The following is a 26,319-nucleotide window of genomic DNA, read 5'->3' on the forward strand; positions in this document are numbered from 1 at the left end:
CTAGGCCGCGCTGACCTCCCCCGTCACCGCGACCCGCCCCAGCAGCTCCTCGTACGCCGCCCGGTCGAACTCGCCTGCCACCGGCGCCAGTACGGTCGCCGCCGACAGTGCTACGGCTCGGGCCAGGCGGTCCGGCCAGGGCAGCCGCTCCACGAGTCCCGACAGCAGGCCCGCGACCGCGGAGTCGCCCGCGCCGGTCGGGTTGCCGTGGATGCGGGACGGGGGTGTCGCGTGCCAGGTGCCTTCCGGGGTTGCTGCCAGGAGGCCTTTCGCGCCCAGGGAGGCGACCACCGTGCGGGCGCCCCGGCGGCGTGCGTCCTGGGTCGCGCGCAACGGGTCGTGGGAGCCGGTGAGTTCGGCGAGTTCGTCGGTGTTGGGCTTGAGGATGTCGGGGCGGGCGGCGACTCCTCGGCGGAGGGGTTCGCCGCTGGTGTCGAGGAGGACCGGGACGCCCGCTGTTCGCGCGGTGCGGATCAGGCCGGCGTATGCGCCCACCCGTAGCCCGGGCGGCAGGCTTCCGCACAGGGCCACTGCCGAGATTCCGCCGGTCAACAGGGACTCGTACGCCTCCTGGAAGGCCGTCCACTCCGCCGAAGTGACCGTCGGGCCGGGCTCGTTGAGTTGAGTCGTGTCGCCGGTGCGGTCGTCCACCACCGCTATCGTGCGGCGGGTCGCGCCGGAGACCGGGACGAGTGCGTCCAACACGCCTGGAATGCCCGTGAGTTGGTCCTGGACGATACGTCCGGTCGCGCCGCCCGTGAAGCCCGTCACCGTCACCTCGTGGCCCAGGGCGGCCAGGACCCGGGCCACGTTCAGGCCTTTGCCGCCGGGGCGTTCCGTCACCTCGGACACCCGGTGCGAAGCGTGCGGTCGCAACTCCCGTACCCGGTAGGTGATGTCGAGAGCGGTGTTCAGCGTCACCGTGAGGATCACCGGGCCGACCTCCCCCGAAGTGTGTGTATCCGCCGTCCGGTTCGGGCTCGATCATGCCAAAGAGGCGGCTGCCGGCCCAGTGTCCCGGGACGATCGCCGCCTCAACAGCAGTACATTTCAGTCCAGTTGGGGATCGACCACCCAAGTACCGCGCCGCATCACGCCCTTGAGGTCGAACGCGGAGTCCAGCAGCACCAGGTCCGCGTACTTGCCCGGCTCCAGCGAGCCGATCTCGTCGTAACTCCCCAGCAGTCGCGCCGGGTTGGCCGAGATCGCGGCGACCACGTCCTCGACCGGCAGCCGGTCGACCGTCACCGAGCGCTTGAAGGCCCGGTCCAGGGTGAGGGTCGAGCCCGCGATCGAACCGCCCTCCACCAGCCGTGCCACGCCCTCGCTGACCTCGACCTCCAGTGGGCCGAGCATGTAACGGCCGTCACCGAAGCCCGCCGCGTCCATCGCGTCCGTGATGAACGCCACCCGCTCGGCACCGGCATGGTGGAACGCCAACTCCAGTGCCGCCGGGTGCAGATGCGTACCGTCGTTGATCAACTCGACCGTGATGCGCTCGTCTTCCAGCAGCGCCGCGATCGGACCGGGGTCGCGGTGACCGAGCGGCGGCATCGCGTTGAAGAGGTGCGTGGCGACGGTCGCGCCCGCGTCGATCGCCTCCACCGTCTGCTCGTACGACGCGTCGGTGTGGCCGATCGCCGCGATGACGCCGTGTTCGGTGAGGAGGCGTACGGAGTCGAGGCCGCCGGGGAGTTCGGTCGCGAGGGTGACCATCTTCGCCTGGCCGCGGGCCGCGTCGACCAGCTTGCGGACGTCCGCGGGGTCGGGGTCGCGGAGCAGCGCCTCGGAGTGGGCGCCCTTGCGGCACGGGGAGATGAACGGGCCCTCGAAGTGGATGCCGGCGAGGTCGCCCTGCTCGGCCAACTCGGAGAGAAGGCCTGCGCGTTGGGCGAGGAAGTCCATGTCGCCGGTGACGGTGGAGGCGACCAGGGTGGTGGTGCCGTGTTGGCGGTGGGTGTGGATGCCGTTGAGGACGTCTTCGGGGGTGCCGGAGGTGAACGAGGCGCCCCCGCCTCCGTGGTTGTGGATGTCTACGAATCCCGGGACCAGTGTGTAGCCGGTGACGTCGAGTACCTGGGCGTTCTCGGGGGCGGCGCCGGTGATGCGGGTGCCGTCGATGATCACTCGGCCGTCTTTGACCGTTCCGGTGGGCAGGACCACTGTGGCGCCGGACAGGATGAGGGGCCTTGTACCGGTTGCGGGCTGCGGGTGCGTCGTGGCTTGTCGCGCAGTTCCCCGCGCCCCTGGGTCGGCTGCCATCAGGTGGTTACCTCCGTACGGTCGGTGTGGTTGAGGAGGTCCCAGGCCAGTAGGCCTGCACCTAGACATCCGGCGGTGTCTCCGAGGGCCGCGGGGACGATCGACGGCAGCTTCTGGAAGGTGATCCGGGTCCGGACCGCCTCCCGTAGGGGTGTGAACAAGACTTCCCCCGCCTCCGCCAGGCCGCCACCGATGATGATCGTGCGGGGGTCCAGGAGGGTGAGGGCGGTGACGAGGCCGTCGGCGAGGGCGTCCACGGCTTCCTGCCAGACCTTTTCCGCGCGGGGGTCCCCGGAGGCGACCGCCTTCGCGCAGTCCGCCGCGTCGGCGTCCGGAGCGCCGGAGACGGTCGCCCACGCCTCCGTCACCGCCGCCGCCGAGGCGTAGCGCTCCAGGCAGCCGACCTGGCCGCAGGGACACGGCGTGCCGCCCGGCCGTACGACGATGTGGCCGATCTCGCCCGCGAAGCCGTGCGCGCCCGCCTCCACCCGGCCGTCGATGCCGATCGCGCCCGCTATGCCGGTGCCCAGGGGGACGAAGAGAAACCGGTCGGCGCCCTTGCCCGCGCCGATGCGGCCTTCCGCGAGGCCGCCGGTGCGGACGTCGTGGCCCAGGGCTACCGGGACGTCGCCGAGCCGGGCCGCCAGCAGGTCGCGCAGGGGTACGTCGCGCCAGCCGAGGTTGGCCGAGTAGGCGGCGATGCCGCGCTCGGCGTCGACGATGCCGGGGACGGCGACGCCGGCCGCCGCCGCGGGCTCGCCGTAGTGCTCCTCGCCGTACGCGCGCAGCTCGGCGGCGAAGCCGAGGATGTGCTCGACGACCGCGTCCGGACCGCGCTCGCGGCCGGTCGCCCGGCGGGCCCGGTGCAGCAGCTCGCCCTCCGCCCCTACCAGGGCGGCCTTCATCCCGGTGCCGCCCACGTCGAGGGCGATGACATGTCTCACGGGGGACAGTGTGGCCCGTACACCCGCGAGAGGTCTAGTCCACTCACGTGGTGTAGACCTTATGGGTTCGCAGAGCGAACGTCACGACAGCAAAGGTTGGGGATTCAGCGGTGCAGCGGCGTAGGACAGGAATGATCGCGGTGGTGTCCGCACTGGGCATGACGGCGGTCCTCGGTGGCTGTGGCCTCGGCGATGACTCGGGTGAGGTCACCCTGAGACTGGTCGCGGCGGACTACGGCGACTCCGCGTCCAACAGTTCGCAGAAATACTGGGACGGAATCGTCAAGGCGTACGAGGCGAAGCACGCGAACGTCAAGGTCGAGGTCAGCGTCTACTCCTGGAACGACGTCGACCGCAAGGTCAAGGAGATGGTCGCGGCCGGCAGGGCGCCCGACATGGCGCAGATCGGCGCGTACGCGGACTACGCCGACGCGGGCAGGCTGTACTCCACCGCCGACCTGCTCTCCATCCCCGTAGAGGCCGATTTCATGGAGCCGCTGCTGGACGCGGGGCAGGTGAACCACATCCAGTACGGCATGCCGTTCGCCGCGTCCACGCGCGTCCTCTTCTACAACAAGACCCTCTTCACCGAGGCCGGGCTCACCCCGCCGAAGGACTGGAGCGAGCTGGCCGCCGACGCGGAGGCGCTGAAGGAGAAGGGCGTGAAGTACCCGTTCGCGCTGCCGCTCGGGTCCGAGGAGGCGCAGGCCGAGACTATGCAGTGGCTGCTCGGCGGGGGCGGTGGCTACACCGACGACATCGGCACGTACACCCTCGACTCCACGGCGAACATCTCCACCTTCACCTGGCTGCGCGACAACCTGGTCGCCAAGGGCCTGACCGGGCCCGTGGCACCGGCCAAGCTCAACCGCGCGGACGCGTTCGCCGCCTTCGCGAACGGTGACGTCGGCATGCTCAACGGGCACCCCACCCTCATGCAGCAGGCCGCCAAGAAGGGCGTCAAGTTCGGCACGGTCGCGATGCCCGGCCGCAACGGCAAGGCCAAGACCACGATGGGCGTCGCCGACTGGATGGCCGCCTTCAAGCAGAACGGCCACCGCGAGCAGATCGGCGACTTCCTCGACTTCGTCTACAGCGAGAAGAACGTCCTCGCCTTCTCCCGCGAGTACGACCTCCTCCCGGTGACCAACTCCGCCTCCGAGGCGATGCAGGAGTCCCAGCAGGACAAGGACCTGCGCCCCTTCCTGGAGGAACTCCCGCTCTCCACGCTCTACCCGGTCGGCAACACCTCCTGGGCCACGGTCAGCGCGGACATCAAGAAGCGGATAGGGCAGGCGGTGGCCGCGAACGGCAGCCCGGGGTCGGTGCTGGGGCAGCTGCAGGCGGCGGCGTCGCTGGCGGAGAGCGGGAAGTAGGGGCCGAGCAGCGTCCGGGGGCGTTGTCAGTGACGGGGTCTACGGTTCAGGGCATGGACGACGACCGGCCCTCGCGGCTCCCTTCGCTGAACCGGAGGGAACAGGACATCCTCGCGCTGGAGCGCCGCGGCTTCCCCGGCCCCGGCGTGAAGGAGCGCGCGATCCGCGAGGAGCTGGGCCTGGCCCCCGTGCGCTACTACCAGCTGCTCAACGCCCTGCTGGACGACGAGCGGGCGCTGGCCCACGACCCGGTGACGGTGAACAGGCTGAGACGGGTCCGCGAAACGAGGCGTACGGAGAGGTAGCAGCAGGTGTGGGTCCCGGCCCCGCCCGGATAGGGTCGTCGGCATGGGCAGCCCTCAGGACTCCACCGATCCCCTGCACGCACTGCCGACCCCCGTCACCCGCGCCGGACGCGAGGCTCTGGAGGCCATCCTCGCCAAACCGGCCTCCGCGGTGATCGGCCTCGACTTCGACGGCACACTCGCCCCGATCGTCCCGGACCCCGAGCAGGCCCGCGCCCACCCCGGCGCGGTACCGGCGCTCGCCGCCCTCGCCCCGAAGGTCGCGTCCGTCGCCGTGATCACCGGCCGCCCGGCCGGCGTCGCGGTCCGCAACGGCGGCTTCGCGGGCGTCCCCGGCCTGGAACACCTGGTCGTGCTCGGCCACTACGGCACGGAACGCTGGGACGCGGTGAGCAGTACGGTCAGCGCCCCCGCCCCGCACCCCGGGGTCGCGGCGGTCCGCGCCGAACTCCCGGGCTTCCTCGACCGGATCGGCGCCTGGCAGGGCACCTGGATCGAGGAGAAGGGCCGAGCCCTCGCGGTCCACACCCGCCGGGCGACCGACCCCCAGGCGGCCTTCGAAGCCCTCCGCGCCCCCCTCACCGACCTCGCCACCCGCAACGGCCTGATCGTCGAACCCGGCCGCATGGTCCTGGAGTTGAGGCCGCCCGGCATGGACAAGGGCGTCGCGCTCACCGAGTACCTCCGCGAGACCGGCGCCGAGTCCGTCCTCTACGCCGGCGACGACCTCGGCGACCTCCCCGCGTTCGCCGCCGTCGAGAAACTCCGCTCGGACGGCGTCCCCGGGCTGCTCGTGTGCAGCGGCAGCGACGAGGTCACGGAGCTGCGGGAACGCGCGGACCTGGTGGTGGACGGCGCGGCAGGGGTCGTAGAACTGCTGTCGGCGCTCGCGGCTCAGCTGGGCTGAGGGGGACCGGGGCTGTTCTGAAAAAGTGTGACACTTTCTCGAAAAGTGTCACACTTTTTCAGAGAAGGTCCCTCGGCGCTCAGCTCTGGAGCGCGTTCAGTTGTTCCAGGAACCACTGGGCCGGCGGGAGAGCCGTGGCCGCGGCGGTGAGTCGCTTCGTGCGCTCGGCCCGTTCCCCGGCCGGCATGGTCAACGCCTCGTGCAGGGCCGCGGCCGTGCCGATCACGTCGTACGGGTTGACCGGGATCGTGTCCTCGCCCAACTCCTCGTAGGCGCCCGCCTCCCGGGACAGGACCAGGACGCAGCCCTCGTCGGAGACGACCGGGACCTCCTTGGCGACGAGGTTCATGCCGTCGCGGATGGGGTTCACGAGGGCGACGTCGGCGAGGCGGTATGCGGCCAGGGAGCGGGCGAAGTCGTCCTTGACGTGCAGCACGACCGGGGTCCAACCGGGCGTCCCGTACTGGGAGTTGATCTCGTCGGCCACCCGCTGCACCTCGGCCGTGTAGTCGCGGTAGACGGCCAGGTCCTGCCGGGACGGGTAGGCGAACGCCACATGGACGACCTGTTCCAGCAACTCCGGGTGGTCGTCGAGGAGTTGGCGGTACGCCAGCAGCCCGCGCACGATGTTCTTGGAGAGTTCGGTGCGGTCGACGCGGACGATGGTCCTGCGGCCCTGGCCGATCTCCTCCCGGAGAGCCACGATCCGCTCCTCCACGTCCGGCTCGTGGGAGCGGGCGCGGAGGAAGTCGGCGTCGGCGCCCAGGCCGTGGACGCCGATCCGGGTGTCACCCGGGCCGCCCGTGAACTCCGTACAGCAGGCCGTGAACGCGTCCGCCCAGCGGTGGGTGAGGAAGCCGAGGCGGTCCGCGCCGAGCATGCCGGTGAGCAGTTGCTCGCGGATGTCGTCCGGCAGCATCCGGAAGTAGTCCACCGGCGCCCACGGCGTGTGCGAGAAGTGGCCGATCCGCAGGTCCGGCCGCAACTCCCGCAGCATCCCCGGCACCAGGCACAGGTGGTAGTCCTGCACGATCGCGACGGCACCCTCGGCCGCCTCCTCCGCCAGGGCCTGGGCGAACGCCCGGTTGTAGGCCTCGTACGACGCCCACTGGCGCCGGAACTCCGCGTCGAAGACCGGCTCCAGCGGGGTCTGGTACAGCATGTGGTGGACGAACCACAGCACGGAGTTGGCGATGCCGTTGTACGCGTCGGCGTGCACGTCCGCCGGGATGTCCAGCATCCGCACGCCGTCCTCGCCGACCCCGCGCCGCACGGCCTCGCGGTCGCCGTCGGACAGTGCCGAGCACACCCACAGCGCACCCGCGTCCGGGCCGATCGCCGACAGTCCGGACACCAGCCCGCCGCCACCTCGCTTGGCGCGCAGCGAACCGTCGTCGCCCACCTCGTACGAAACCGGGCCGCGATTGGACGCGACGAGCACCTGAGCGGCACCGGACGCGGGCGAGGGGGACGACGTAGAAGCCATACGGCACAACCTAGCCCGGCCCGGAAACGCTCAAACGTACGGACGGCCGTCGGCGGACTGTACGAGTCCGTATACGACCGTCCGTGAGCGTCTGTAACCGTGCGGTTATGCGACCTTGCGTGACTGGTACTCGGTGATGTCCGCCATCGGCGGGCGTTCCTCCGTGTCCACGGAGTACGTGCGCGGCTCGAAGCCGTCCGGACCTCGCTCGAACTGGGTGAGCGACGGCCGGATCAGATGCCCTCGGGCCAGCCGCAGCTGAGCCGTGCGGTAGATCTGCGCGGCCATCCGGCCCAGGGCCTGCCCGTCCTGGTGGCGGTGCTTGCGCACCCCGACGTCGACCTGGGCGAGGGCGTCGAGGCCCACCAGGTGCAGCGCGTCGACCAGCATGCCCAGTTCGACGCCGTAGCCGACCGGGAACGGCAACTGCTCCAGCAGCGAGCGGCGGGCCGCGTACTCGCCGCCGAGCGGCTGCACGAAACCGGCCAGCTGCGGCCAGTGCATGTTCAGCAGCGGGCGGGCCATCAGCTCGGTGACGCGTCCGCCCTGTCCGGCCGCGCCGCCGAGCGGGCGGTCGTACATCGCCTTGACGAGGTCGACCCCGGGGTCGGTGAGCAGCGGGCCCACGATCCCGGTGACGAAGTCCGAGGAGAACTCCTTCAGGTCCGCGTCGATGAACGCGACGATGTCGCCGCTCGTCACCAGCAGCGAGCGCCACAGCACCTCGCCCTTGCCGGGCACGGCGGGGATGCGGGGCAGGATGTCGTCACGGTGCACGACCCGGGCGCCCGCCGCGGCGGCCACCTCGGAGGTGCGGTCGGTGGACCCGGAGTCGACGACGACGATCTCGTCGACGAGCGGGACCTGCTGCATGAGGTCGTGACGGATGATCGCGACGATCTCGCCGACCGTCGCTTCCTCGTTCAGCGCGGGCAGCACGACGGAGACCGACTGGCCCGTGCGGTGCTTCGCGGCCAGGATCTTGTGGAGCGGCCGGTCGGTCATGGACCAGGAGCGGGTGCTCAGCCAGTGCTCGACTTCCTTCAGCACGTTGCGCGGCTCCTCTGCGTTCTCTCGGCGAGAGGCGATCACCCTGTGTAGGTGATCCGTCTCGCGGTTCGGACGGCTCACTCAACTGTCCTGGCCTTCGGTTACAGTCTTGAACAACGCTGATGACCATCGCATGTCGGGGGCCGTCAACGCTCACGCAAGTGACACAACCGCATACACAACTGAACACCGCTCATCCAGAGGGGCAGAGGGATACGGCCCGTTGAAGCCCCGGCAACCCTCCAGCCGGTCTTGTCACGTTGATGTGGCGAGGCTCCCGGCTCGGGAAGGTGCCAAATCCGTCTCATGGCGAAATGCGTCGTGAGGAAGATGAGGAAAGGGCCTCGCCTCCATGGCTGCGCAGACTGTTGCAAGCACCACGAACTCCGCGAACTCCGCCGACTCCGTCGATCTCGGCCCCGCCGCCGCGCTGTCCTGCCGCGAGTGCGGCCACCGCGTCCCGCTCGGTCCGGTCTTCGCCTGCGAGGAGTGTTTCGGCCCGCTGGAGATCGCCTACGACTTCTCGGCCTACGACACCGAAGAGCTCCGCAAGCAGATCGAAGCGGGCCCCGCGAACATCTGGCGGTACGCGCCCCTGCTGCCCGTCCCCGCCGACGTGGCCGACAAGCCGAACATCAACCCCGGCTGGACCAAGCTCGTCCAGGCCGACAACCTCGCCCGCGAACTGGGCGTCGACGCGGGCAAGTTGTTCGTCAAGGACGACTCCGGCAACCCGACGCACTCCTTCAAGGACCGCGTCGTGGCCCAGGCCATCGAGGCCGCCCGCGCGTTCAACTTCACCACCCTCTCCTGCTCCTCCACCGGCAACCTCGCGGGCGCGGTCGGTGCCGCCGCCGCGCGGGCCGGCTTCCGCTCCTGCGTGTTCATCCCGCACGACCTGGAGCAGGGCAAGGTCGTCATGGCCGCGATCTACGGCGGCGAGCTCGTCGGCATCGAGGGCAACTACGACGACGTGAACCGCTTCTGCTCCGAGCTGATCGGTGACCCGGCGGGCGAGGGCTGGGGGTTCGTCAACGTCAACCTCCGGCCGTACTACGCGGAGGGCTCCAAGACCCTCGCCTACGAGATCTGCGAGCAGCTGGGGTGGAGGCTTCCGGACCAGCTCGTCGTGCCGATCGCCTCCGGGTCGCAGCTCACGAAGATCGACAAGGGGCTCCAGGAGCTGATCAAGCTCGGGCTCGTCGAGGACAAGCCGTACAAGATCTTCGGGGCGCAGGCGGAAGGGTGTTCGCCGGTCTCCGTCGCCTACAAGGCCGGGCACGACGTCGTACGGCCGCAGAAGCCGAACACGATCGCGAAGTCGCTGGCGATCGGGAACCCGGCGGACGGGCCCTACGTGCTCGACATCGCTCGGCGGACCGGTGGGGCTGTCGAGGACGTCAACGATGAGCAGGTCGTCGACGCGATCAAGTTGCTTGCGCGGACCGAGGGGATCTTTGCGGAGACCGCGGGTGGGGTGACCGTGGGTGTGGCGAAGAAGCTGATCGAGAACGGGCTGTTGGATCCGACCCTGACGACGGTGGTCCTCAACACGGGCGACGGTCTCAAGACGTTGGATGCGGTTGCCGGTACGGGGCTCACCGCGACGATCCGGCCGAGTCTTGAGTCGTTCAGGGAAGCTGGGCTTGCGTCCTAGCGTCGTTCTTCGTCTGCGGGCCCGTGGGGGCTGGTCGCGCAGTTCCCCGCGCCCCTAAAAGACAAAAGCCGTACCTGACCGGAGGTCCTGAGCATGAGCGTTTCCGTCCGTATCCCCACCATCCTGCGCACGTACACCGGCGGGCAGGCCGAAGTCACCGCTGAGGGTGCGACCCTCGCCGAGGTCATCAGCGACCTGGAGAAGAACCACACCGGGATCTCCGCCCGGGTCCTGGACGATCAGGGCAAGTTGCGGCGGTTCGTCAACGTGTACGTGAATGATGACGATGTGCGGTTCGAGCAGGGGCTGGAGACGGCCACTCCGGACGGGGCCGGCGTCTCGATCATTCCGGCCGTCGCCGGCGGCTGATAATTACCCTCGGTAACGCCGATTACCAAGAGTTCATCGAATTGCCCCCTCCGTGAGAGAAGCGGAGGGGGCAATTCTGTAGGGTTGAGCGGGGTACAGTTGGGGAACCCGCTCCACTCCGCATGCCGGACGCATATGAGTACCCGCTCCGCGTGCGATGAGAAGTAGCCAAAGTGTGCATTCCTTTTGCGCGTTATGTTCCCTTTATCGGGCCCGACTTGCCCTGAAGTCGGACGAATTCTCCGTATATTCCCGACCGGTCCTGCCCGGAATTCTCGTCGGATTGACCTGTTGCAGACGGCAGTTGGACGGATACATTCGGCCGCGGTCGACGCGTTCCGGCGCACGCCCCCAATCCTGTGGGGGGTGAGGTCTGACCCGGATCCGCGAAGTGCGGGTCCGTGCAAGGGCCAGTAATAGGGGAGTTAGGCATGGCTCAGGGCACCGTCAAATGGTTCAACGCGGAGAAGGGGTACGGCTTCATCGCGGTCGACGGTGGTGCGGATGTTTTCGTCCACTACAGCGCGATTCAGATGGACGGCTACCGCACCCTGGAAGAGGGTCAGCGGGTCGATTTCGAGATCTCGCAGGGTCAGAAGGGGCCGCAGGCGGACATGGTCCGGCTCGCGACCGGCTGAAGCACGCGCCGACGAACAGCAGCGACGTTCTTCGTTCCTCACCGAAGGGCTCGTACTCCTGGGGGGTCACCTCCTGGGGTACGGGCCCTTCGGCATGCCCCGTGCGCACCTCGCGCGCCCCGCGAAGGAGGGGCCCAGAACCTGGGAGCCGCTTGCACTCGACCATGCCGAGTGCTAATCATTGGCGTTAGCACTCTGAAGGTGAGAGTGATAACGAAGGACCGGGTCGGTGAGGCCCGCAGGCCAGGTGGTGCAAGGAACCACGGGGCAGGCAGGCCGTCCGTCGCGGGCGCCAGCGCGGTCCGGAGCAATCCACCCCAGTCCGGGAGGACCACTTCACATGGCCAAGATCATCGCGTTCGACGAGGAGGCACGGCGCGGTCTCGAGCGCGGGATGAACCAGCTCGCCGACGCCGTCAAGGTCACCCTTGGCCCCAAGGGCCGCAACGTCGTCCTCGAGAAGAAGTGGGGCGCCCCCACGATCACCAACGATGGTGTTTCCATCGCCAAGGAGATCGAGCTCGAGGACCCGTACGAGAAGATCGGCGCAGAGCTGGTCAAGGAAGTCGCCAAGAAGACGGACGACGTCGCCGGTGACGGTACGACCACCGCGACCGTCCTCGCCCAGGCCCTCGTCAAGGAGGGTCTGCGCAACGTAGCCGCGGGCGCCAACCCGATGGCCCTCAAGCGCGGTATCGAGAAGGCCGTCGAGGCCGTCTCCGGTGCCCTGCTGGAGCAGGCCAAGGACGTGGAGACCAAGGAGCAGATCGCTTCCACGGCCTCCATCTCCGCCGCCGACACCCAGATCGGCGAGCTCATCGCCGAGGCGATGGACAAGGTCGGCAAGGAAGGCGTCATCACCGTCGAGGAGTCCCAGACCTTCGGGCTCGAGCTCGAGCTCACCGAGGGTATGCGCTTCGACAAGGGCTACATCTCGGCGTACTTCGCCACCGACATGGAGCGTATGGAGGCCGTCCTCGACGACCCGTACATCCTGATCGCCAACTCGAAGATCGCCAACGTCAAGGACCTGCTCCCGCTCCTGGAGAAGGTCATGCAGTCGGGCAAGCCGCTGCTGATCATCGCCGAGGACGTCGAGGGCGAGGCCCTGTCCACGCTGGTCGTCAACAAGATCCGCGGCACCTTCAAGTCCGTCGCCGTCAAGGCTCCGGGCTTCGGTGACCGTCGAAAGGCCATGCTCGGCGACATCGCCATCCTCACGGGCGGCGAGGTCATCTCCGAGGAGGTCGGCCTCAAGCTGGAGAACGCGACCGTGGATCTCCTCGGCCGCGCCCGCAAGGTCGTCATCACCAAGGACGAGACGACGATCGTCGACGGCTCGGGCTCGGCGGACCAGGTTGCCGGTCGCGTCAACCAGATCCGCGCCGAGATCGAGAACAGCGACTCGGACTACGACCGCGAGAAGCTCCAGGAGCGCCTCGCCAAGCTCGCCGGCGGCGTCGCCGTCATCAAGGCGGGCGCGGCCACCGAGGTCGAGCTCAAGGAGCGCAAGCACCGCATCGAGGACGCCGTTCGCAACGCGAAGGCGGCCGTCGAGGAGGGCATCGTCGCCGGTGGCGGCGTCGCGCTCATCCAGGCGGGCCACGTCTTCGAGAAGCTCGAGCTCGAGGGTGACGAGGCCACCGGTGCCGCGATCGTCAAGCTGGCGCTCGAGGCCCCGCTGAAGCAGATCGCCGTCAACGGTGGTCTCGAAGGCGGAGTCGTCGTCGAGAAGGTCCGCAACCTGCCCATCGGTCACGGCCTCAACGCCGCGTCCGGTGAGTACGTGGACATGATCGCCGAGGGCATCATCGACCCGGCGAAGGTCACGCGCTCTGCCCTGCAGAACGCCGCGTCCATCGCCGCGCTGTTCCTCACCACCGAGGCCGTCATCGCCGACAAGCCCGAGAAGGCCGGTGCCGGCGCGGGCGCCGGTGGCGGCATGCCGGGCGGTGACATGGACTTCTGATCGACCTCTGGTTGATCAACGGTCTTACCGAGGGCGGTACTTCCTGTTCCGACAGGGGGGTATCGCCCTCGGGCGTGTCCGGGGTCGGCGTGGCCGGGATCACAGGGTGGGGTGCCGGGTGGGTGGAATGAGGGGCTTGGCCGGGAGGTTGTCGTTGACGCATGATCGATGCATACGCACATACCGTCCGGTACCTGGTGCCTGATCCCCGGTAATCCTGAGGAGCCCCCACACGTGTCTACGACCGCCCCCGCCTCCCGAGCGGCCGACATCCTCGGCCGTCCGATCACCCTCAACGGCCTGACCGTCCCGAACCGGATCGTGATGGCGCCGATGACCCGGCAGTTCTCGCCGGGCGGCATCCCCGGTGAGGACGTGGTGTCGTACTACGCGCGCCGGGCCGCCGCGGGCGTGGGCCTCATCGTCACCGAGGGCACCTACGTCGGTCACGACTCGGCCGGGCAGAGCGACGACATCCCGCGCTTCCACGGCGCGGAGCAGCTCGCGGGCTGGGCGAAGGTCGCCGAGGGCGTGCACGCGGCGGGCGGCACGATCGTGCCGCAGCTGTGGCACATCGGCATGGTCCGCGAGCAGGGCCAGCCGCCGTACGCGGACGCGCCCGCCGTCGGCCCGTCCGGGCTGCGGATCGGCAGCGACGAGGTCACCGGCAAGGCGATGACGCAGCGGGACCTGGACGACGTGATCGGCGCGTTCGCCGAGGCGGCGGCCGCGGCGGAGCGGATCGGCTTCGACGGGGTCGAGCTGCACGGGGCGCACGGGTACCTCCTCGACCAGTTCCTGTACGCGGGCACCAACCGTCGTACGGACGCCTACGGCGGTGACGCGGTCGCCCGTACGAAGTTCGCGGCGGAGATCGTGGCGGCGGTCCGCGAGACCGTGTCCCCCGAGTTCCCGATCATCTTCCGTTACTCGCAGTGGAAGCAGGACGTCTACGGGGCCCGCCTGGCGGAGACCCCGGAGGAGCTGGAGGCGATCCTGACTCCGCTGGCGGCGGCGGGTGTTGACGTCTTCCACGCCTCGACCCGCCGTTACTGGCTCCCCGAGTTCGAGGACACCGGCTCCGACCTCAACCTCGCCGGCTGGACCAAGAAGCTCACCGGTAAGCAGACCATCACGGTCGGGTCGGTCGGCCTCGACGGGGACTTCCTCAAGGGGTTCCGGGGCGAGGGGGCTCCGGTCAAGGGCATCGACGACCTCCTCGACAGTCTGGAGCGGGACGAGTTCGACATGGTCGCGGTGGGCCGCGCGCTTCTCCAAGACCCCGAGTGGGCTGCGAAGGTCCTTGCCGGGCGGGTGGAGGAGCTGGCGCCGTATGACGCGGCGGCGCTGCGCTCGCTGAGCTGAGCTGAGCTGAGCTGAGTTGTGGGTGCGGGTCGGTGGGGGTGCCGTCCCTGGGGGCTGCGCCCCCAGACCCCCATCGGCCCTGAAGGGGCCTCGTCCTCAAACTCCCCTAGAGGGTCAAGCCCCGTCCCCTGTCCGCCGCCCCCCAACTCGGGCTAGCGTTCCCGAACATGAGGATCCTGCACCTGTCCGACACCCACCTGGAGCGCACCGACGCCCCCAACCGGCACGGGTTCAACGCGACCGACTCCCTGCGGCTGATGCTGGCCGAACTGCGGCATCAGCGCGGGCTGGACGCGATCGTCGTCACCGGGGACCTCGCCAATGACGGGGCGGTGGAGGCGTATGCGGCCGTACGGGAGCTGGTCGGAGGCTTCGCGCGGAGGATGGGTGGGGTGCCGGTCTTCTACACGACCGGGAACCATGACGAACGCGAGGCGTTCGGGAAGGTGTTGGGGAGCGGGCACCTGGCCGCCGACGGCACGGACCGGGTCGTGTCCGCCGTGTTTCCCGTGGAGTTCGCGTGCGCGGCCGTGAGTGACGTGGGCGGGTATCGGTTCATCACGCTCGACTCGCTGGTGCCGGGGAAGGTGTACGGGCGGCTGAGCGGGGCCCAACTGGACTGGCTGAAGGAGGAGTTGAGCACGCCGTTCGGGAGCGGGACCGTCCTCGCCTTCCATCATCCGCCGATCGCCCTCGACGTACCGACCCAACAGGCCTTCGGGTTGCGGAATCCCGGGGAGCTGGCGGACGCGATCCGGGGGAGTGACGTGCGGGTCGTCCTCACCGGGCACTTCCACCTCCAGCTCTTCGGCTTCCTGGAGGCGGCGCCGGTGTGGGTCACGCCCGGTGTCGTCAACCGGATCGACCTGACCACCGCGCCCGGTACGGAGCGGGCGGTGCGCGGGGCTTCGGCGTCGCTGGTGGAGCTGGGCGGGGAGACCGGGCCGATGTTCCACACCTTCCACGCGCGCGATCCACGGGCACACGAGACGGTGTACCAACTGGACGCGGAGCAGACCCGGTTGGTCATCGAACGGGAGCGGGAGCGGGAACAGCCGGACGGCTAGCGGGACTTGAACCAGGCGACCGAGGCGATCAGGGCCGCGCCGATCGCGGCGCCGGCGAGCTCGTAGGCCGCGTGGAAGGCCAGGTCGGAGCGGTCGGTCACGGCCCAGTCCCCGCCGGCGTAGAGCCGTATGCCCGTCACCTGTTCCTCGTCGTACTCGAAGGCCAACCCCGCTATCTCCCCGCGCCCCCGCTGTCCGCCGGGCAGGCTCCAGGTGCCCTCGCACCGGTCGTTCGACGCGCAGTGGACGTACCCTTCCGTGATCGTCCGGTCACCGTCGATGAACCGGTGGACGTTCCTCGCGGCGAACCACAACGGCAGCGCGAGCGCGCACAGGCACACGACCAGCACCACCCGCTGCCACCACCTGAGCCCGCTCACCACATCCGTGCTCCACGCCAACGGACCCACGTCAGAGGTTCCCCAGGGGCTCGATGTCCACGTGCACCGGGGTGCCCCAGACCCGCAGCACCTCGTAGTCCGTGAACTCGTGCACGAGGCGGTACGCCATCGCCGGGCGGGAGCCTCGGCGCGCGGCGTTGATGTACAGCTCGGCCTCGTGGCGGTCGCGGCGCGGGGTGCCGCAGAGCAGCCAGGCCTGGCCGTTCCACAGTTCGGGGAGCCAGCGCTGCTGGGCCTGCGGGCGGTCCTCGCGGACGCCGTAGCGGGAGGGTGTGGTGTCGGTGGGCCGGGGCACGGCGGGGCCGTTGAACTCGGAGCGGCGGGCCGAGCGGCGGCGGGTCTCGCAGAGCAGGCAGAGGTCGGGCGCGCTCTCGTCGACCGGGCCGTTCGGGTGCTCCGGGCAGCGGGTGGTCGGCGCGGCGCCGCTGACGCTGTCGTCCAGCAGGTCCAGGGCGCGCTTGAGGTCGGCCTTGACCTCGTGGAGCTTGCCGTCGGGGGTGTCGGACGTCAGGGCCTCGCCGTGCTCGCCGAGGAGGCGGAGGGCACGGCCTAGGGCGGTTTGCTGGGCGTGGTTCATGGTTCTTTCGACCATAGCCGGGTTTGGCTCTTCAGACGGCCGGGTGTCCCTCCCGTGGCCGGAGCGTGCGGGCGAGGCGGCCGAGCAGTACGGCGTTGGCCAGCCCGCACAGGGCCGTGGCGGCGGCGAAGGCCAGTGGGCTCGACGTCGGCAGGAGGAAGGCGAGGAAGCCGGCCGGTGCCGTGGCCATCAGCGGCCAGAGTCCGGCGAATGTCGGGTCCGCCAGGATGTGGTCGGCGCAGAGGAAGAAGGCCAGCGAGGCCGCGACCACGGCGAGGTATGCCCGCGCGGGCCAGTTGTCCACGGCGGGGGCGAGCAGGGTGCGTAGGCGAGCGTGGGTGCGGGCGCTGGTGCGGGTGGGAGGTGCCGTGGTTGTCGTCGTCGTAGATCTCTTCGCGAGGGCGCCGAGTACGGCGGCGTTCACGAGGGCGCAGAGCAGTAGCCATACCGTCCAGGAGCCGACCGCCAGCGCTTGTTGTGACCCCTCGGTGCCGGGGCCGAAGGGCAGGATCACGCTCAGGAGGGAGAGGGGCGCCGTGAGGATCAACGGGCCTGCGGCGACGGGGCTTTCCGGGGCCACGAACATCACCGCGACCGAGGCGCCCACGACGGCCAGGTAGGCCCGGGCCGGCCAGTTGTCCGTGGCGAGGGCGAGGAGTCGGCGCGGGCGGGAGGTCTGCGGCATCGAGGTGTCGTCCTTCGCGTCGGTCGGTCCGGGTCGGTGAGGACAACGGTGGACCGGGGGGCGCGTTAGGACATGAGTACCGGTACTCAGCGGGAGGGGCGGAAGGACTCACCTCCCGCCGTCCCTCAAGCTGCCGGGTGGGCGGTGAACGTGACTTCCTCGTGGTTGTCGTCGAGGGCGATGTTCAGTGAGGCGTTCAGGGCCAGGGTCAGGCGGCGCAGCAGGGGGAGGGTCGGCATGGTGTCGGCGCCTTCGAGGCGGGAGATCTTCGCCTGTGTCAGCCCGGCACGTTCTGCGAGCTGTGTCTGGGTCAGCCCCAGTTCCACCCGGCGGTCGTACACGGCCTTGGCGAAGGCCATGGCCAGCCGGATCTCCGCGCGCTCGGCGGCGACCTCGGGGGATTCGGTGTAGTCCTCGGCCGGCCTCCAGCGGGCATGGCTCATCGCGTGTCTCCTCCAGCGGTACGCAGCCGGTGACCTTGATGTCAGGCGTGCTTGAGGTCTTCGACGAACGTGGACCATGCGGCGGTCTGGAAGATGAGTTTCGGGCCGAGGGGGTTCTTGGAATCGCGGACGGGGACGAGGGCGGGGTGGCCGTCGGCGACTTCCAGGCAGTTGTCGCCGCTGCCGCCGCTGTGCGTTGACTTGCGCCAGCGGGCGACTTCGAGGCAGTTGCCGCCGCCTCCGCCGCTGTAGCTGGACTTGTACCAAGTGGCCGTGCTCAGGTCGAGTTCAGGGTTGTTCCTCATGGGCGCCCTCTCCGCGGGGGTGTTGGGAAACGGTCACCGCATGGAGTGATGCGCCGGGGTCAGGCGTGCTTGAGGTCTTCGACGAACGTGGACCATGTGGCGGCCCGGAAGACGAGTTTCGGGCCGAGGGGGTTCTTGGAGTCCCGGACGGGGACGAGGGCGGGGTGGCCGTCGGCGACTTCCAGGCAGTCGCCGCCGTCGCCGCCGCTGTGCGTCGACTTACGCCAGCGAGCTATTTCAAGGCAGTCCCCGCCGCTGCCGCCGCTGTAGCTGGACTTGTGCCAGGTGGCCGTGCGCAGGTCGGGTTCAGGGGTGCTGTTCGACATGCTCGTAATCCTGCGCCATCGCCTCGATCAAGGCCAGGGACTTCTCGGGGGAGAGCGCGCAGGCAGCGAGGAGTTCGTAGGTGAGGCGGTGGTGCCTGACGGTGCTCGGGTCGTCCTCCAGGCGTCCGGTGCCGACACCTTCGAAGTAGACCAGTGGCGGGGCGTCCTCGAAGTCCATGAGCTTGATGGAGCCCTGCATGGCCGGGTGCGCCCCCGCGTCGAACGGCAGCACCTGCACGATGACCCGGTTCCGGCGCATCAGGTCGGCGACGTGGTGCAGCGCTGCTGCCATGACCGCAGGTCCGCCCGACACCCGGCGCAGCGCGGCCTCGTCAACAATTGCCCACAACAGCGGTGCCGTTGGGTCGTCGAGGAGTTGCGTCCGCTCGATCCGGGCGGTCACGAGTTCCTCGATCACGTCGTCCGTTGCCGTGGGCTGATAGGCGCGGAACACGGCCCGTGCGTACTCGGGCGTCTGGAGCAACCCGGGAATGAGCATGGTCGAGTACTGCCTGATCTCCGTCGCCGAGGCTTCCGCCTCCGCAGCCTCCGCGAAGTGCTCGGGGTACTTGGACTTGGCCGCCGCTCCACAGTTCCGGGTGAAGAAGTCACCCGTGCCCAACTCCAGGTCCAGCATCCGCGCATACTCCGGCAACATCCGCCGCGTCCCCGCCTCCAACTGCCCGATGAACGACCCGCTCACGAACAGCCGTTGCCCCAGCTCGTCCTGGCTCAGCCCCGCTTTCTCGCGGGCGTGCCGGAGTTCGGCACCGAGCAGGGCGCGTGGTGACGACGACGGGTCGAGGTCTTTCTGTCCTGCCACAGCAACTCCCTGTCCTAACACCCGAGTTTGTTGGGACTCCCCGTATGGCCAGGTTAGACACGTTGCCACCACGCTGTGTTGCGAACAGCAAACTCTGTGTGGAGGTGCAAGGCATGCTGCGATCGACGGAAGAAGTCGTCGCCACGTTGCGGGAGGCGCTCACCGATGTCGGTGTCGTCCTGCCGTCCCTGTGCGCGGACCCGGTGACGGGTGCGAGCGACGAGAAGTTCGCGCTGGTCACGCTGGGGCGCTGCAACGTCCGTACCGCCGAGAAGCTGGCCTCCGTACTGCGCGGCGAACGGCCCCCGGTCGGGGCGTACGCCGTGGACGTACGGGACGGCCGGGTCGGCGAGGTGATGGGACACGTGGGCGGCAACGTGCAGTTGAGGCCGGTCGGCGGGGGCCGGGAGTGGGACTGCCCACCGGAGTCGACGGGACCCGCCGGGCAGGAGGAAGTACTGCGGGCGAGGGTCCGGGAGCGGAACCGCGAAGCCCGCCTGCCCTGAGCCGCCTGCCCTGAGCCGCCTGCCCTGGGCCGCCTGCCCTGGGCCGCCTGCCCTGGGCCGCCTGCCCTGGGCCGCCTGCCCTGGGCCACCTGCGCTGAGCCGCCTGCCCTGGGCCACCTGCCCTGGGCCACCTGCGCTGAGCCACCCGTCCCGAGCCACCCGTCCCGAGCCACCCGTCCCGAGCCACCCGTCCCGAGCCACCCGTCCCGAGCCACCCGTCCCGAGCCACCCGTCCCGAGCCACCCGTCCCGAGCCACCCGTCCCGAGCCGCCTGCCCTGAGCCGGCCGTCTCGAGCCGGCCGCCGTGATCGACTGGCCCCATGCCCCTGATCCCGCCCCGCCTCCTCCGCGCCCTGGAATCCTTCAACTCCGCCCACCCTTGGAGCCACAACGCCCACTACCACCCTTGGCTGCTACGGCAGTTGCCCCGCAGGTTCGGGCGGGCCCTGGACGTGGGTTGTGGGAGCGGGGACCTGGTGCGGCTGCTTGCCGTGAGGAGTACGGGTGGTGTGGAGGGCATCGACTCCGATCCCCAAATCATCGCCAGGGCAAGGGAGTTGACCCCGACCGGTGTCCCCGCGGGCTTCACCGTCGTCGACGCCCGGGCCGGAATCCCCGTCGGCCCCTACGACGTCATCACCTGCGTCGCCGCCCTCCACCACCTCCCGTTCACCGAGACGCTGACCCGCTTCCGGGACCAACTCGCCCCGGGCGGAACCCTCGTGGTGGTCGGCTGCGCCCGCGAGGCGGATGCCGTCGACGACGCCCTCGGCCTCGTCTCCGTCGCCCTGAACCTCGTCGTGGGCTGGGCGAAGAACCGGGACCGTAGGGCCGCGTCCCGCCCGGTGGCCATGACCGCCGTCACCCGGCCGCCGGAGATGACCTTCGCGGAGATCCGCCGCGAGGCGATCCGCGTCCTGCCGCGGGTCCGGCCACGGCGGTGGCTGTTCTGGCGGTACACGCTGGTGTGGCGGGCACCCCTGGCATGATTCCGTCCACCCGATGCGCCACCTGGTCGAGAGGGTCAACGGCAGCCGCTCCAGGCACTGGTGGGCCCGGCGGCGCGCCATCGCTATGCGCCCACGAGCGCGGGCGCCAGCTCCCGCCACGGTTCCGTCGGTACCTCGAACGGCGACTCCATCAGGGCCTGCACGCAGACATGGTCGGCTCCCGCGGCGAGATGCTCGCGCACCCGGTCGAGGATCGCCGTCTCGTCACCCCACGCCACGAGCGACTCGGCCAGCCGGTCGGAGCCGCCGCGGACCAGATCCGTCTCGTCGAAGCCGGCCCGCAGCCAGTTGTTGCGGTAGTTGGGCAGGCCGGTGTAGATGTCCAGGTGGGCGTGGGCCCGGCGCAGTGCGGTCTCGCGGTCCTTGGTGAGTACGGCGCCCATCTCGACGGCCACGATCCTGTCCGGGCCGAGAGCCGCCCGTACCTCGGCGGTCTGGGCCGGTGTCACCAGGTACGGGTGGCTGCCGTCGGCGAGTTCGCGGGCCGTCTCCAGCATCCGGGGGCCGAGCGCGGCGATCAGGACGGGCGGCCGGGGTGCGTCGGCCTCGGCGGCGTAGAAGGTCGCGCCCGCCATCGCCGTCAGGTACTCGCGCATGGCGGCGACGGGCTTGCCGTAATTCCCCCCGCGCACCCGCTCCACCAACGGCCGGTGGCTGACCCCGAGTCCGAGCACGAACCGGCCGCCGTACGCCGCTGACAGCGTGCGGGACGCCGCGTTCGCCGCGACCGCGTCACGTGCCCAGATGTTGGCGATGCCGGTCGCCACGCGCATGCGTGAGGTGGCGGCGAGCAGCAGCCCCGCCTGGCTGAACGCCTCCCGGCCGTACGCCTCGCCGAACCACAACGTGCCCCAGCCCTGTTCCTCCAGCTCGGCCGCGATCTCTCCGCCCGCCGCCGGGGGCACGGCATCCAGGCTCGCGGTCCAGATCCCCACGCGGCCGAGTCCCGCTTCTTCCACCACTGTCATGCGGGGACAGTAAGGGGAGGGGCGGGGCGGTTGCCGTGACCGTGCTGCTCAAGGTCCTTGACCCGGGCGTTCGCAAGAGGGGCGGTGGTTCAGTCGCCGGGCTGGTAGGAGCGGGGCGCGGAACCTGTCCAGCGTTTGAACGCGCGGTGGAAGGCGCTCGGCTCGGAGAAGCCCAGCCGCCGCGAGATGTCCTCGATGGAGACCGTGCCCGTGGCCAGCGCCGCGATGGCCACATCGCGCCGCAGCTGATCGCGGATCCGCTGGAACGAGGTCCCCTCCGCCGCCAGCCGCCGCCGCAGGGTCTGCGCGCTCACCGCCAGCCGGGCCGCGATGTCCTCGGGGTCCGGCATCCGGTCCGGCAGCGACTGCCCGAGCAGTCGGCGGACCTGGGCGGCGGCGGTGCTGCCGTAGTCCAGGCGGGCGAGTACGTCCCCGGGGGCGCGACGGAGAAACGCGCGCAGCCCCAACTCGTCCTGGAGCACAGGCAGTTCGAGCAGGGCGCGGTCGAAGACGAGGGCGGTGCGCGGGGCCCGGAAGGTGCACGGGGCGCCGTAGAGGAGGTCGTATTCGAGCACGTGGGGTGGTGCCGGGTGGCTGAACTCGACCCGGGTGAGGGTGATCCGGCGGCGGATCAGCCAGCCGGCGAAGCGGTGGGCGACGACGGTGGCGGACTCGGCGAGGTAGTGGTCGGGGTCGTCGAAGGCGGTGAGGTCGAAGACGAGCGCCGCCCGCTGTTCCAACTCGCCTGCCCCCTCTTCCAGTTGGAAGCGGGGGCCGCCGGGGAAGAGGCCGTAGAAGGTGCTGCTGCGGTTGATCGCGGTCCGGAGGTCGGGGCTGCAGTGCACCACCGCGTGGCACATCATCGCGAAGGTGCCCACCTTGAGGGGGTGCGGCCCGAGGCCCTGGAACTCGTCGTCGAGTGCCTCCCACACCGCCTTCGTGAGCCGGGCGAACTGCTGCGGTGACACCCGGGCGAGTGGGACGTCCAGCAACTCCGGTGGTACGGCGGCCTGTTCGAGGAGTGCGGTGATGTCCAGGCCGTGCCGCTCGGCTCCGCGCAGCGCGGCCCGTACGTGGTGGATGGCGACCGAGCGGGTCGGAGCGCTGTACGCGGGAGGCCTGGCCATGAGCGCCGATCGTACGGGACACACAGGTCAACGACCGTGAGCGCTGCGGTCATGACGGCCCGCCGTGCCGCGCGCCTACCGTCGGCCCGTGATCAGAAACGGATATTTCGACGAGGCCCACGACGCCTACCGGACGGCCTGGCGCGGCTTCGTCGAGCACGAGATCGTGCCGAGGCAGGCCGGCTGGGAGCGCGAGGGGATCGTGGGAAAGGACGTCTGGCGGCTCGCCGGCGCACAGAACCTGCTCTGCCCGTGGGCCGATCCCGCCTACGGCGGACTGGGCCTGGCCGATCTGCGGTACGAGCAGATCGCGATCGAGGAACTGGCCGACGCCGCCGAGTCCGGCTTCGCGGTTCCGCTGCATTCCGGCATCGTCGCCCCGTATCTGGCCGAGTTCGGCACCGAGGACCAGAAGAGCCGGCATCTCACCCGCGCGGTCTCCGGCGAGGCGCTGGTCGCCATCGCGATCACCGAGCCCGGGACCGGTTCGGACGTGGCCGCCATCCGTACCCAGGCGGTACGGGCCCCGGGCGGGGACGGCTGGCTGCTCAACGGGGCCAAGACGTTCATCTCCAGCGGCGTCAACGCCGACCTCGTCATCGTCGCCGCCCGCACCGGCGAGGGTCACTCGATCGGCCTGTTCCTCGTGCCCGCGGGCGCCCCTGGTTTCACGCGGGGCCGCAAGCTGGAGAAGCTCGGCCTGCGGACCTCGGACACCGCCGAGCTGTTCTTCGACGACGTCCATGTCCCGGACGCCGACGTGCTCGGCGATCCGGAGCAGGGATTCGCCCTGCTGATGCGGCAGTTCGCCCTGGAACGGCTGGTTGTCGCCATGGGTGCGGTGGCCCATGCCGGGGCCGCGCTGCGGGAGACGGTCGCCTACACCAAGCAACGCACCGCGTTCGGACGGCCGTTGGCGCGATTCCAGGACACCCGCTTCCGGCTGGCCGAGATGCGGGCCAGGATCACCTCCGCCCAGGCCTTCGTCGACGCCTGCGTCCTCGCGTACAACCAGGGCACCCTCACCGCCGACGAGGCCGCCGAGGCGAAGCTCGTCACCACCGAACTCCAGGGCCGGGTCGTCGACGACTGCCTGCAGATGTTCGGCGGATACGGCTACATGTGGGAGTCCGTGATCTGCCGCCGGTACGCCGACGCGCGCGTCCAGCGGATCTACGGCGGGACGTCCGAGATCATGAAGGAGATCATCAGTCGCGCGATGGATCTGTGACCAACTCGCCGCTGTTCCGGGCGACTTGGTCCCGGTGGGTGAGGCCGAAGGCGTACGTGGCCAGGAACCCGACCAGGTAGCCGGTGAGCAGGCCGCCGCCGTAGATCGCCACCGTCATCCCCAGCCCCCTGTTCCCCGCCAGCAACGGAAACAGCGCCCACCCCGACGGTCCGATCGCCGTCGCCCCCACCTTGTCGCCCAGCATCGCGAAGAACCCGACGAACGCCCCGCCCGCCGCCCCGCCCGCGCAGGCGGTCAGGAACGGTCGGCCCAGGGGGAGCGAGACGCCGTAGATGAGCGGCTCGCCGACGCCCAACAACCCTGCGGGGAGCGCCGACTTGATGGTCGTACGGAGTGAAGTGTCGTGGCGCATACGGAAGTACACCGCCACCGCCGCACCGACCTGGCCCGCGCCCGCCATGGCCAGGAGGGGCAACAGGACGGTGTAGCCCTGCTGTTCGATGAGGGTGGTGTGGATGGGGATGAGTGCCTGGTGCAGGCCGAGCATCACCAGGGGGAGGAACAGGCCACCGAGGATCAGGCCCGCGAAGGGGCCGGTGGTGGACAGGAGCCAGTTCGCGGCGGTGCCGATGGCGGTGGAGATCTCACCGGCCGCGTACATGAGTCCGTAGAGCGTCGCCAGGCCCGCGATCAGGACGGTCAGGGTGGGGGTGACGAGGACGTCGAGGGTCGCGGGGACCCAGGTGCGGCACCACTTCTCGACGTACGTGCCGAGGAGCGCGGCGGCCAGTGCGCCCAGTACTCCGCCCTGGCCGGGGGAGAGGGCGACCCCGAAGGCGGTCACCTTCGCGACCCCGGGGTACACCACGACCGCCGCCACCGCCCCGCCCAGCACCGGTGTCCCACCGAACTCCTTCGCCGTGTTGTAACCGACGAAGACCGCGATGAGGGTGAGAAACGCGGAGGGGATGACGGCGAGGGCGCCGGTCACCCCCGGGAGCCAACCCATGTTGATCAGCAGCCCGTTGAGGCCTGCCAGCACTCCGCAGCCGATGAGGGCGGGGATGAGGGGCACGAAGATGTTGGCGACGCGGCGGAGGAGCAGCTTGCCGGGGGTGGCGTTGCGCGCCCGCTGCTCCTCCTTCAACTCGGCGCCCCGCGCGGCCAGTTCACCCGCGCTCCCCACCAACTTCTCGAACTCCGGAGTCACCCGCGCCACCACCCCCGGCCCCAGTACGATCTGGTACGTGTCGTCGTCCACGACCCCGAGCACGCCGGGCAGCGCCCGCAGCGCCTCCTCGTCCACCAGCGAACGGTCGGCCAGGCCGAGCCGGAGGCGGGTCATGCAGTGGGCGACGGAGGTGACGTTCGCGGGGCCGCCGACTAGGGGGAGGAGGGCGGCGGCGGTGGCGGTGGGCGAGGGCGAGGTGTTCACCCTCCGAGCGTGCTGGTCAGTCGGCCGCCGCGGTCAGTGCCGCGCGCAGTCGGCCCCCGGACTCCTCCAGAAGGCGGGCGGCCGTCGGGCCGTCGACCCCGGCGAGGACCACGAGGATCGCGTTCTTCACCTCGCCGTCGGCGGCGGCGAGGGCCCGTTCGATCTCCTCGTCGTCCGCGCCGGTCGCGAGTGCGACGATCCGCCGGGAGCGGGCGCGCAGCTTCTCGTTCGATGCCCGTACGTCGACCATCAGGTTCCCGTACGTCTTGCCCAGCCGGATCATCGTGATCGTCGACAGCATGTTCAGGACGAGCTTCTGGGCCGTGCCCGCCTTCAACCTCGTTGATCCGGTGAGGAGTTCCGGGCCCACGACGACCTCGATGCCGTGTTCGGCCGCCGCGGCGAGCGCGCTGTGCTCGTTGCAGGAGAGGCCGATGGTCAACGCGCCGTCGCTCCGCGCGTGTTCTACGGCTGCGATCGCGTACGGGGTGCGTCCCGAGGCGGAGATGCCGACCACCGTGTCGTCGGGGGTGAGCGCGAGCGCGTCGAGGTCTGCCTGCGCCAACTCCCTTGAGTCCTCGGCGCCTTCGATGGACGTGACGAGGGCGTCCGGGCCGCCGGCGATCAGGCCGACTACCTGGGTCGGGTCGGTGTTGAAGGTCGGTGGGCACTCGGACGCGTCCAGTACGCCAAGGCGTCCGGCGGTTCCCGCGCCCATGTAGATGAGCCTTCCGCCTCTGCTCATGCGTTCCGCTACGGCGTCGATCGCCGCGGAGATCTCGGGGAGGCGGTGGGCTACGGCGGCGGCGACCGTGGCGTCCTCGGTGTTCATCAGGCGGGCGATGTCGAGGGTGGGGAGTTGGTCGATACCGGCGAGTTCCGGGCGGAAGGCTTCGGTGGTGAGTGTCTCCAACTCGGCGCGGAGATCACGGGGGTTGGACGTTGAGGTCATGTGAGAAGCGGCTCTTTCCGTTCGTTCTTGTCTGCCGGCCGGTGGGGGCTGGTCGCGCAGTTCCCCGCGCCCCTGAAAACGGTCGGTGTTCTCGTCGCGCACTTGAAAGTGCCGCTGGTGTCAATCCCCTAGGGGTGCGGGGAACTGCGCGACCAGCCACAACGCACCCGCAGC

The 26,319-nt window shown here is 70.0% G+C and carries 28 protein-coding genes and 1 riboswitch; of the genes, 12 read left to right on the top strand and 16 right to left on the bottom strand.

Annotated features, from left to right (window positions below; all coding sequences use genetic code 11):
- The 3 genes from OG504_RS29750 to OG504_RS29760 form a co-directional block, all read right to left on the bottom strand.
- Window positions 1-933, bottom strand: a complete 933-nt coding sequence (locus OG504_RS29750) for a 1-phosphofructokinase family hexose kinase (protein WP_405992544.1) — start codon at window positions 931-933, stop codon at window positions 1-3.
- Window positions 934-1,050: 117 nt separating this feature from the next.
- Complete coding sequence (gene nagA, locus OG504_RS29755; protein WP_405992545.1) at window positions 1,051-2,262, bottom strand: N-acetylglucosamine-6-phosphate deacetylase; 1,212 nt, start codon at window positions 2,260-2,262, stop codon at window positions 1,051-1,053.
- Window positions 2,262-3,206: an ROK family protein gene (locus OG504_RS29760; protein WP_405992546.1), complete on the bottom strand. Its 945-nt coding sequence runs from the start codon at window positions 3,204-3,206 to the stop codon at window positions 2,262-2,264. The genes nagA and OG504_RS29760 overlap by 1 nt, the downstream gene beginning before the upstream one ends.
- A gap of 131 nt (window positions 3,207-3,337) precedes the next feature.
- Between OG504_RS29760 and OG504_RS29765 the strand changes: the two genes are divergently transcribed.
- Genes OG504_RS29765 through otsB form a run of 3 tightly spaced genes read left to right on the top strand, consistent with a single transcriptional unit; the run spans window position 3,338 to window position 5,794 of the window.
- Window positions 3,338-4,582 carry an ABC transporter substrate-binding protein gene (locus tag OG504_RS29765; RefSeq protein WP_405992547.1) on the top strand — a complete coding sequence of 415 codons (1,245 nt, stop codon included), beginning with the start codon at window positions 3,338-3,340 and terminating at the stop codon, window positions 4,580-4,582.
- A gap of 53 nt (window positions 4,583-4,635) precedes the next feature.
- On the top strand, window positions 4,636-4,887 hold the full coding sequence (locus tag OG504_RS29770; protein WP_405992548.1) for a DUF3263 domain-containing protein: 252 nt from the start codon (window positions 4,636-4,638) through the stop codon (window positions 4,885-4,887).
- A gap of 43 nt (window positions 4,888-4,930) precedes the next feature.
- A complete protein-coding gene (otsB, locus tag OG504_RS29775) occupies window positions 4,931-5,794 on the top strand; it encodes a trehalose-phosphatase (protein ID WP_405992549.1) in 864 nt (287 codons plus the stop codon).
- 79 nt (window positions 5,795-5,873) lie between these two features.
- Here the strand turns inward: otsB and OG504_RS29780 are convergent, their stop codons facing one another.
- Together OG504_RS29780 and OG504_RS29785 are read right to left on the bottom strand one after the other, a co-directional pair.
- Window positions 5,874-7,280, bottom strand: coding sequence for a trehalose-6-phosphate synthase (locus tag OG504_RS29780; RefSeq protein WP_405992550.1), 1,407 nt, complete (start codon window positions 7,278-7,280; stop codon window positions 5,874-5,876).
- A 105-nt stretch (window positions 7,281-7,385) separates the two neighbouring features.
- Complete coding sequence (locus tag OG504_RS29785; protein WP_033281231.1) at window positions 7,386-8,330, bottom strand: glucosyl-3-phosphoglycerate synthase; 945 nt, start codon at window positions 8,328-8,330, stop codon at window positions 7,386-7,388.
- Between the two features lie 190 nt (window positions 8,331-8,520).
- A riboswitch (SAM riboswitch) is annotated at window positions 8,521-8,667 on the top strand.
- Between the two features lie 15 nt (window positions 8,668-8,682).
- On the opposite strand from OG504_RS29785, the gene thrC reads away from it, so the two are divergent.
- The 6 genes from thrC (at window position 8,683) to OG504_RS29815 (ending at window position 15,395) form a co-directional block, all read left to right on the top strand.
- Window positions 8,683-9,987: a threonine synthase gene (gene thrC / locus OG504_RS29790; protein WP_405992551.1), complete on the top strand. Its 1,305-nt coding sequence runs from the start codon at window positions 8,683-8,685 to the stop codon at window positions 9,985-9,987.
- Window positions 9,988-10,080: 93 nt separating this feature from the next.
- Window positions 10,081-10,356: a MoaD/ThiS family protein gene (locus OG504_RS29795; protein ID WP_328682262.1), complete on the top strand. Its 276-nt coding sequence runs from the start codon at window positions 10,081-10,083 to the stop codon at window positions 10,354-10,356.
- 431 nt (window positions 10,357-10,787) lie between these two features.
- Window positions 10,788-10,994 (top strand): cold-shock protein, encoded by a 207-nt coding sequence (locus OG504_RS29800; RefSeq protein WP_007493268.1) that lies wholly within the window; start codon window positions 10,788-10,790, stop codon window positions 10,992-10,994.
- A gap of 340 nt (window positions 10,995-11,334) precedes the next feature.
- A complete protein-coding gene (groL, locus tag OG504_RS29805; protein ID WP_033281228.1) occupies window positions 11,335-12,963 on the top strand; it encodes a chaperonin GroEL in 1,629 nt (542 codons plus the stop codon).
- Between the two features lie 234 nt (window positions 12,964-13,197).
- A complete protein-coding gene (locus OG504_RS29810) occupies window positions 13,198-14,328 on the top strand; it encodes an NADH:flavin oxidoreductase (RefSeq protein ID WP_405992552.1) in 1,131 nt (376 codons plus the stop codon).
- Window positions 14,329-14,495: 167 nt separating this feature from the next.
- A complete protein-coding gene (locus tag OG504_RS29815) occupies window positions 14,496-15,395 on the top strand; it encodes a metallophosphoesterase family protein (protein ID WP_405992553.1) in 900 nt (299 codons plus the stop codon).
- Here OG504_RS29815 and OG504_RS29820 read toward each other — a convergent pair.
- The 7 genes from OG504_RS29820 to OG504_RS29850 all read right to left on the bottom strand — a co-directional run bounded on the left by OG504_RS29820 (window position 15,392) and on the right by OG504_RS29850 (window position 18,955).
- Window positions 15,392-15,775, bottom strand: coding sequence for a hypothetical protein (locus OG504_RS29820; RefSeq protein WP_405992554.1), 384 nt, complete (start codon window positions 15,773-15,775; stop codon window positions 15,392-15,394). The genes OG504_RS29815 and OG504_RS29820 overlap by 4 nt on opposite strands.
- Before the next feature lie 31 nt (window positions 15,776-15,806).
- Complete coding sequence (locus OG504_RS29825) at window positions 15,807-16,373, bottom strand: hypothetical protein (RefSeq protein ID WP_405992555.1); 567 nt, start codon at window positions 16,371-16,373, stop codon at window positions 15,807-15,809.
- Window positions 16,374-16,404: 31 nt separating this feature from the next.
- On the bottom strand, window positions 16,405-17,058 hold the full coding sequence (locus tag OG504_RS29830; protein WP_405992556.1) for an SCO4225 family membrane protein: 654 nt from the start codon (window positions 17,056-17,058) through the stop codon (window positions 16,405-16,407).
- A 125-nt stretch (window positions 17,059-17,183) separates the two neighbouring features.
- Complete coding sequence (locus OG504_RS29835) at window positions 17,184-17,501, bottom strand: helix-turn-helix domain-containing protein (protein WP_405992557.1); 318 nt, start codon at window positions 17,499-17,501, stop codon at window positions 17,184-17,186.
- A gap of 41 nt (window positions 17,502-17,542) precedes the next feature.
- A complete protein-coding gene (locus OG504_RS29840) occupies window positions 17,543-17,806 on the bottom strand; it encodes a DUF397 domain-containing protein (RefSeq protein ID WP_405992558.1) in 264 nt (87 codons plus the stop codon).
- Between the two features lie 59 nt (window positions 17,807-17,865).
- Complete coding sequence (locus tag OG504_RS29845) at window positions 17,866-18,132, bottom strand: DUF397 domain-containing protein (protein WP_405992559.1); 267 nt, start codon at window positions 18,130-18,132, stop codon at window positions 17,866-17,868.
- Entirely contained in the window at window positions 18,113-18,955 is an 843-nt protein-coding gene (locus OG504_RS29850; RefSeq protein WP_405992560.1) for a Scr1 family TA system antitoxin-like transcriptional regulator, read from the bottom strand. The genes OG504_RS29845 and OG504_RS29850 overlap by 20 nt, the downstream gene beginning before the upstream one ends.
- 113 nt (window positions 18,956-19,068) lie before the next feature.
- Here OG504_RS29850 and OG504_RS29855 point away from each other — a divergent pair, with 113 nt between their 5' ends.
- Window positions 19,069-19,461: a hypothetical protein gene (locus OG504_RS29855; protein WP_405992561.1), complete on the top strand. Its 393-nt coding sequence runs from the start codon at window positions 19,069-19,071 to the stop codon at window positions 19,459-19,461.
- Window positions 19,462-19,781: 320 nt separating this feature from the next.
- A complete protein-coding gene (locus OG504_RS29860; RefSeq protein ID WP_405992562.1) occupies window positions 19,782-20,450 on the top strand; it encodes a class I SAM-dependent methyltransferase in 669 nt (222 codons plus the stop codon).
- Between the two features lie 83 nt (window positions 20,451-20,533).
- Here OG504_RS29860 and OG504_RS29865 read toward each other — a convergent pair whose 3' ends face one another.
- Both OG504_RS29865 and OG504_RS29870 read right to left on the bottom strand, forming a co-directional pair.
- On the bottom strand, window positions 20,534-21,439 hold the full coding sequence (locus OG504_RS29865; protein WP_405992563.1) for a TIGR03620 family F420-dependent LLM class oxidoreductase: 906 nt from the start codon (window positions 21,437-21,439) through the stop codon (window positions 20,534-20,536).
- Window positions 21,440-21,528: 89 nt separating this feature from the next.
- Window positions 21,529-22,566 carry an AraC family transcriptional regulator gene (locus tag OG504_RS29870; RefSeq protein ID WP_405992564.1) on the bottom strand — a complete coding sequence of 346 codons (1,038 nt, stop codon included), beginning with the start codon at window positions 22,564-22,566 and terminating at the stop codon, window positions 21,529-21,531.
- An 88-nt stretch (window positions 22,567-22,654) separates the two neighbouring features.
- On the opposite strand from OG504_RS29870, the gene OG504_RS29875 reads away from it, so the two are divergent.
- Window positions 22,655-23,797, top strand: a complete 1,143-nt coding sequence (locus tag OG504_RS29875; RefSeq protein ID WP_405992565.1) for an acyl-CoA dehydrogenase family protein — start codon at window positions 22,655-22,657, stop codon at window positions 23,795-23,797.
- Here OG504_RS29875 and OG504_RS29880 read toward each other — a convergent pair.
- Both OG504_RS29880 and murQ read right to left on the bottom strand, forming a co-directional pair.
- Window positions 23,775-25,193, bottom strand: a complete 1,419-nt coding sequence (locus tag OG504_RS29880) for a PTS transporter subunit EIIC (RefSeq protein WP_405992566.1) — start codon at window positions 25,191-25,193, stop codon at window positions 23,775-23,777. The two genes, OG504_RS29875 and OG504_RS29880, sit on opposite strands and share 23 nt — an antisense overlap.
- Before the next feature lie 16 nt (window positions 25,194-25,209).
- On the bottom strand, window positions 25,210-26,145 hold the full coding sequence (gene murQ, locus OG504_RS29885; RefSeq protein ID WP_405992567.1) for an N-acetylmuramic acid 6-phosphate etherase: 936 nt from the start codon (window positions 26,143-26,145) through the stop codon (window positions 25,210-25,212).
- Window positions 26,146-26,319 lie beyond the last annotated feature (174 nt).

Source organism: Streptomyces sp. NBC_00986, assembly GCF_045162565.1.
Taxonomy (GTDB): domain Bacteria; phylum Actinomycetota; class Actinomycetes; order Streptomycetales; family Streptomycetaceae; genus Streptomyces.

Excerpts from the sequence above, each read along its gene's own strand:
- OG504_RS29855 (WP_405992561.1), top strand. The coding sequence starts at position 19,069 with ATGCTGCGATCGACGGAAGAAGTCGTCGCCACGTTGCGGGAGGCGCTC.
- OG504_RS29845 (WP_405992559.1), bottom strand. The coding sequence starts at position 18,132 with ATGTCGAACAGCACCCCTGAACCCGACCTGCGCACGGCCACCTGGCAC.
- OG504_RS29870 (WP_405992564.1), bottom strand. The coding sequence starts at position 22,566 with ATGGCCAGGCCTCCCGCGTACAGCGCTCCGACCCGCTCGGTCGCCATC.
- murQ (WP_405992567.1), bottom strand. The coding sequence starts at position 26,145 with ATGACCTCAACGTCCAACCCCCGTGATCTCCGCGCCGAGTTGGAGACA.
- OG504_RS29800 (WP_007493268.1), top strand. The coding sequence starts at position 10,788 with ATGGCTCAGGGCACCGTCAAATGGTTCAACGCGGAGAAGGGGTACGGC.
- OG504_RS29835 (WP_405992557.1), bottom strand. The coding sequence starts at position 17,501 with ATGAGCCATGCCCGCTGGAGGCCGGCCGAGGACTACACCGAATCCCCC.
- OG504_RS29840 (WP_405992558.1), bottom strand. The coding sequence starts at position 17,806 with ATGAGGAACAACCCTGAACTCGACCTGAGCACGGCCACTTGGTACAAG.
- groL (WP_033281228.1), top strand. The coding sequence starts at position 11,335 with ATGGCCAAGATCATCGCGTTCGACGAGGAGGCACGGCGCGGTCTCGAG.
- OG504_RS29780 (WP_405992550.1), bottom strand. The coding sequence starts at position 7,280 with ATGGCTTCTACGTCGTCCCCCTCGCCCGCGTCCGGTGCCGCTCAGGTG.
- OG504_RS29765 (WP_405992547.1), top strand. The coding sequence starts at position 3,338 with ATGATCGCGGTGGTGTCCGCACTGGGCATGACGGCGGTCCTCGGTGGC.
- OG504_RS29770 (WP_405992548.1), top strand. The coding sequence starts at position 4,636 with ATGGACGACGACCGGCCCTCGCGGCTCCCTTCGCTGAACCGGAGGGAA.
- OG504_RS29860 (WP_405992562.1), top strand. The coding sequence starts at position 19,782 with ATGCCCCTGATCCCGCCCCGCCTCCTCCGCGCCCTGGAATCCTTCAAC.
- OG504_RS29825 (WP_405992555.1), bottom strand. The coding sequence starts at position 16,373 with ATGAACCACGCCCAGCAAACCGCCCTAGGCCGTGCCCTCCGCCTCCTC.
- OG504_RS29830 (WP_405992556.1), bottom strand. The coding sequence starts at position 17,058 with ATGCCGCAGACCTCCCGCCCGCGCCGACTCCTCGCCCTCGCCACGGAC.
- OG504_RS29795 (WP_328682262.1), top strand. The coding sequence starts at position 10,081 with ATGAGCGTTTCCGTCCGTATCCCCACCATCCTGCGCACGTACACCGGC.
- otsB (WP_405992549.1), top strand. The coding sequence starts at position 4,931 with ATGGGCAGCCCTCAGGACTCCACCGATCCCCTGCACGCACTGCCGACC.
- OG504_RS29815 (WP_405992553.1), top strand. The coding sequence starts at position 14,496 with ATGAGGATCCTGCACCTGTCCGACACCCACCTGGAGCGCACCGACGCC.
- OG504_RS29865 (WP_405992563.1), bottom strand. The coding sequence starts at position 21,439 with ATGACAGTGGTGGAAGAAGCGGGACTCGGCCGCGTGGGGATCTGGACC.
- nagA (WP_405992545.1), bottom strand. The coding sequence starts at position 2,262 with ATGGCAGCCGACCCAGGGGCGCGGGGAACTGCGCGACAAGCCACGACG.
- thrC (WP_405992551.1), top strand. The coding sequence starts at position 8,683 with ATGGCTGCGCAGACTGTTGCAAGCACCACGAACTCCGCGAACTCCGCC.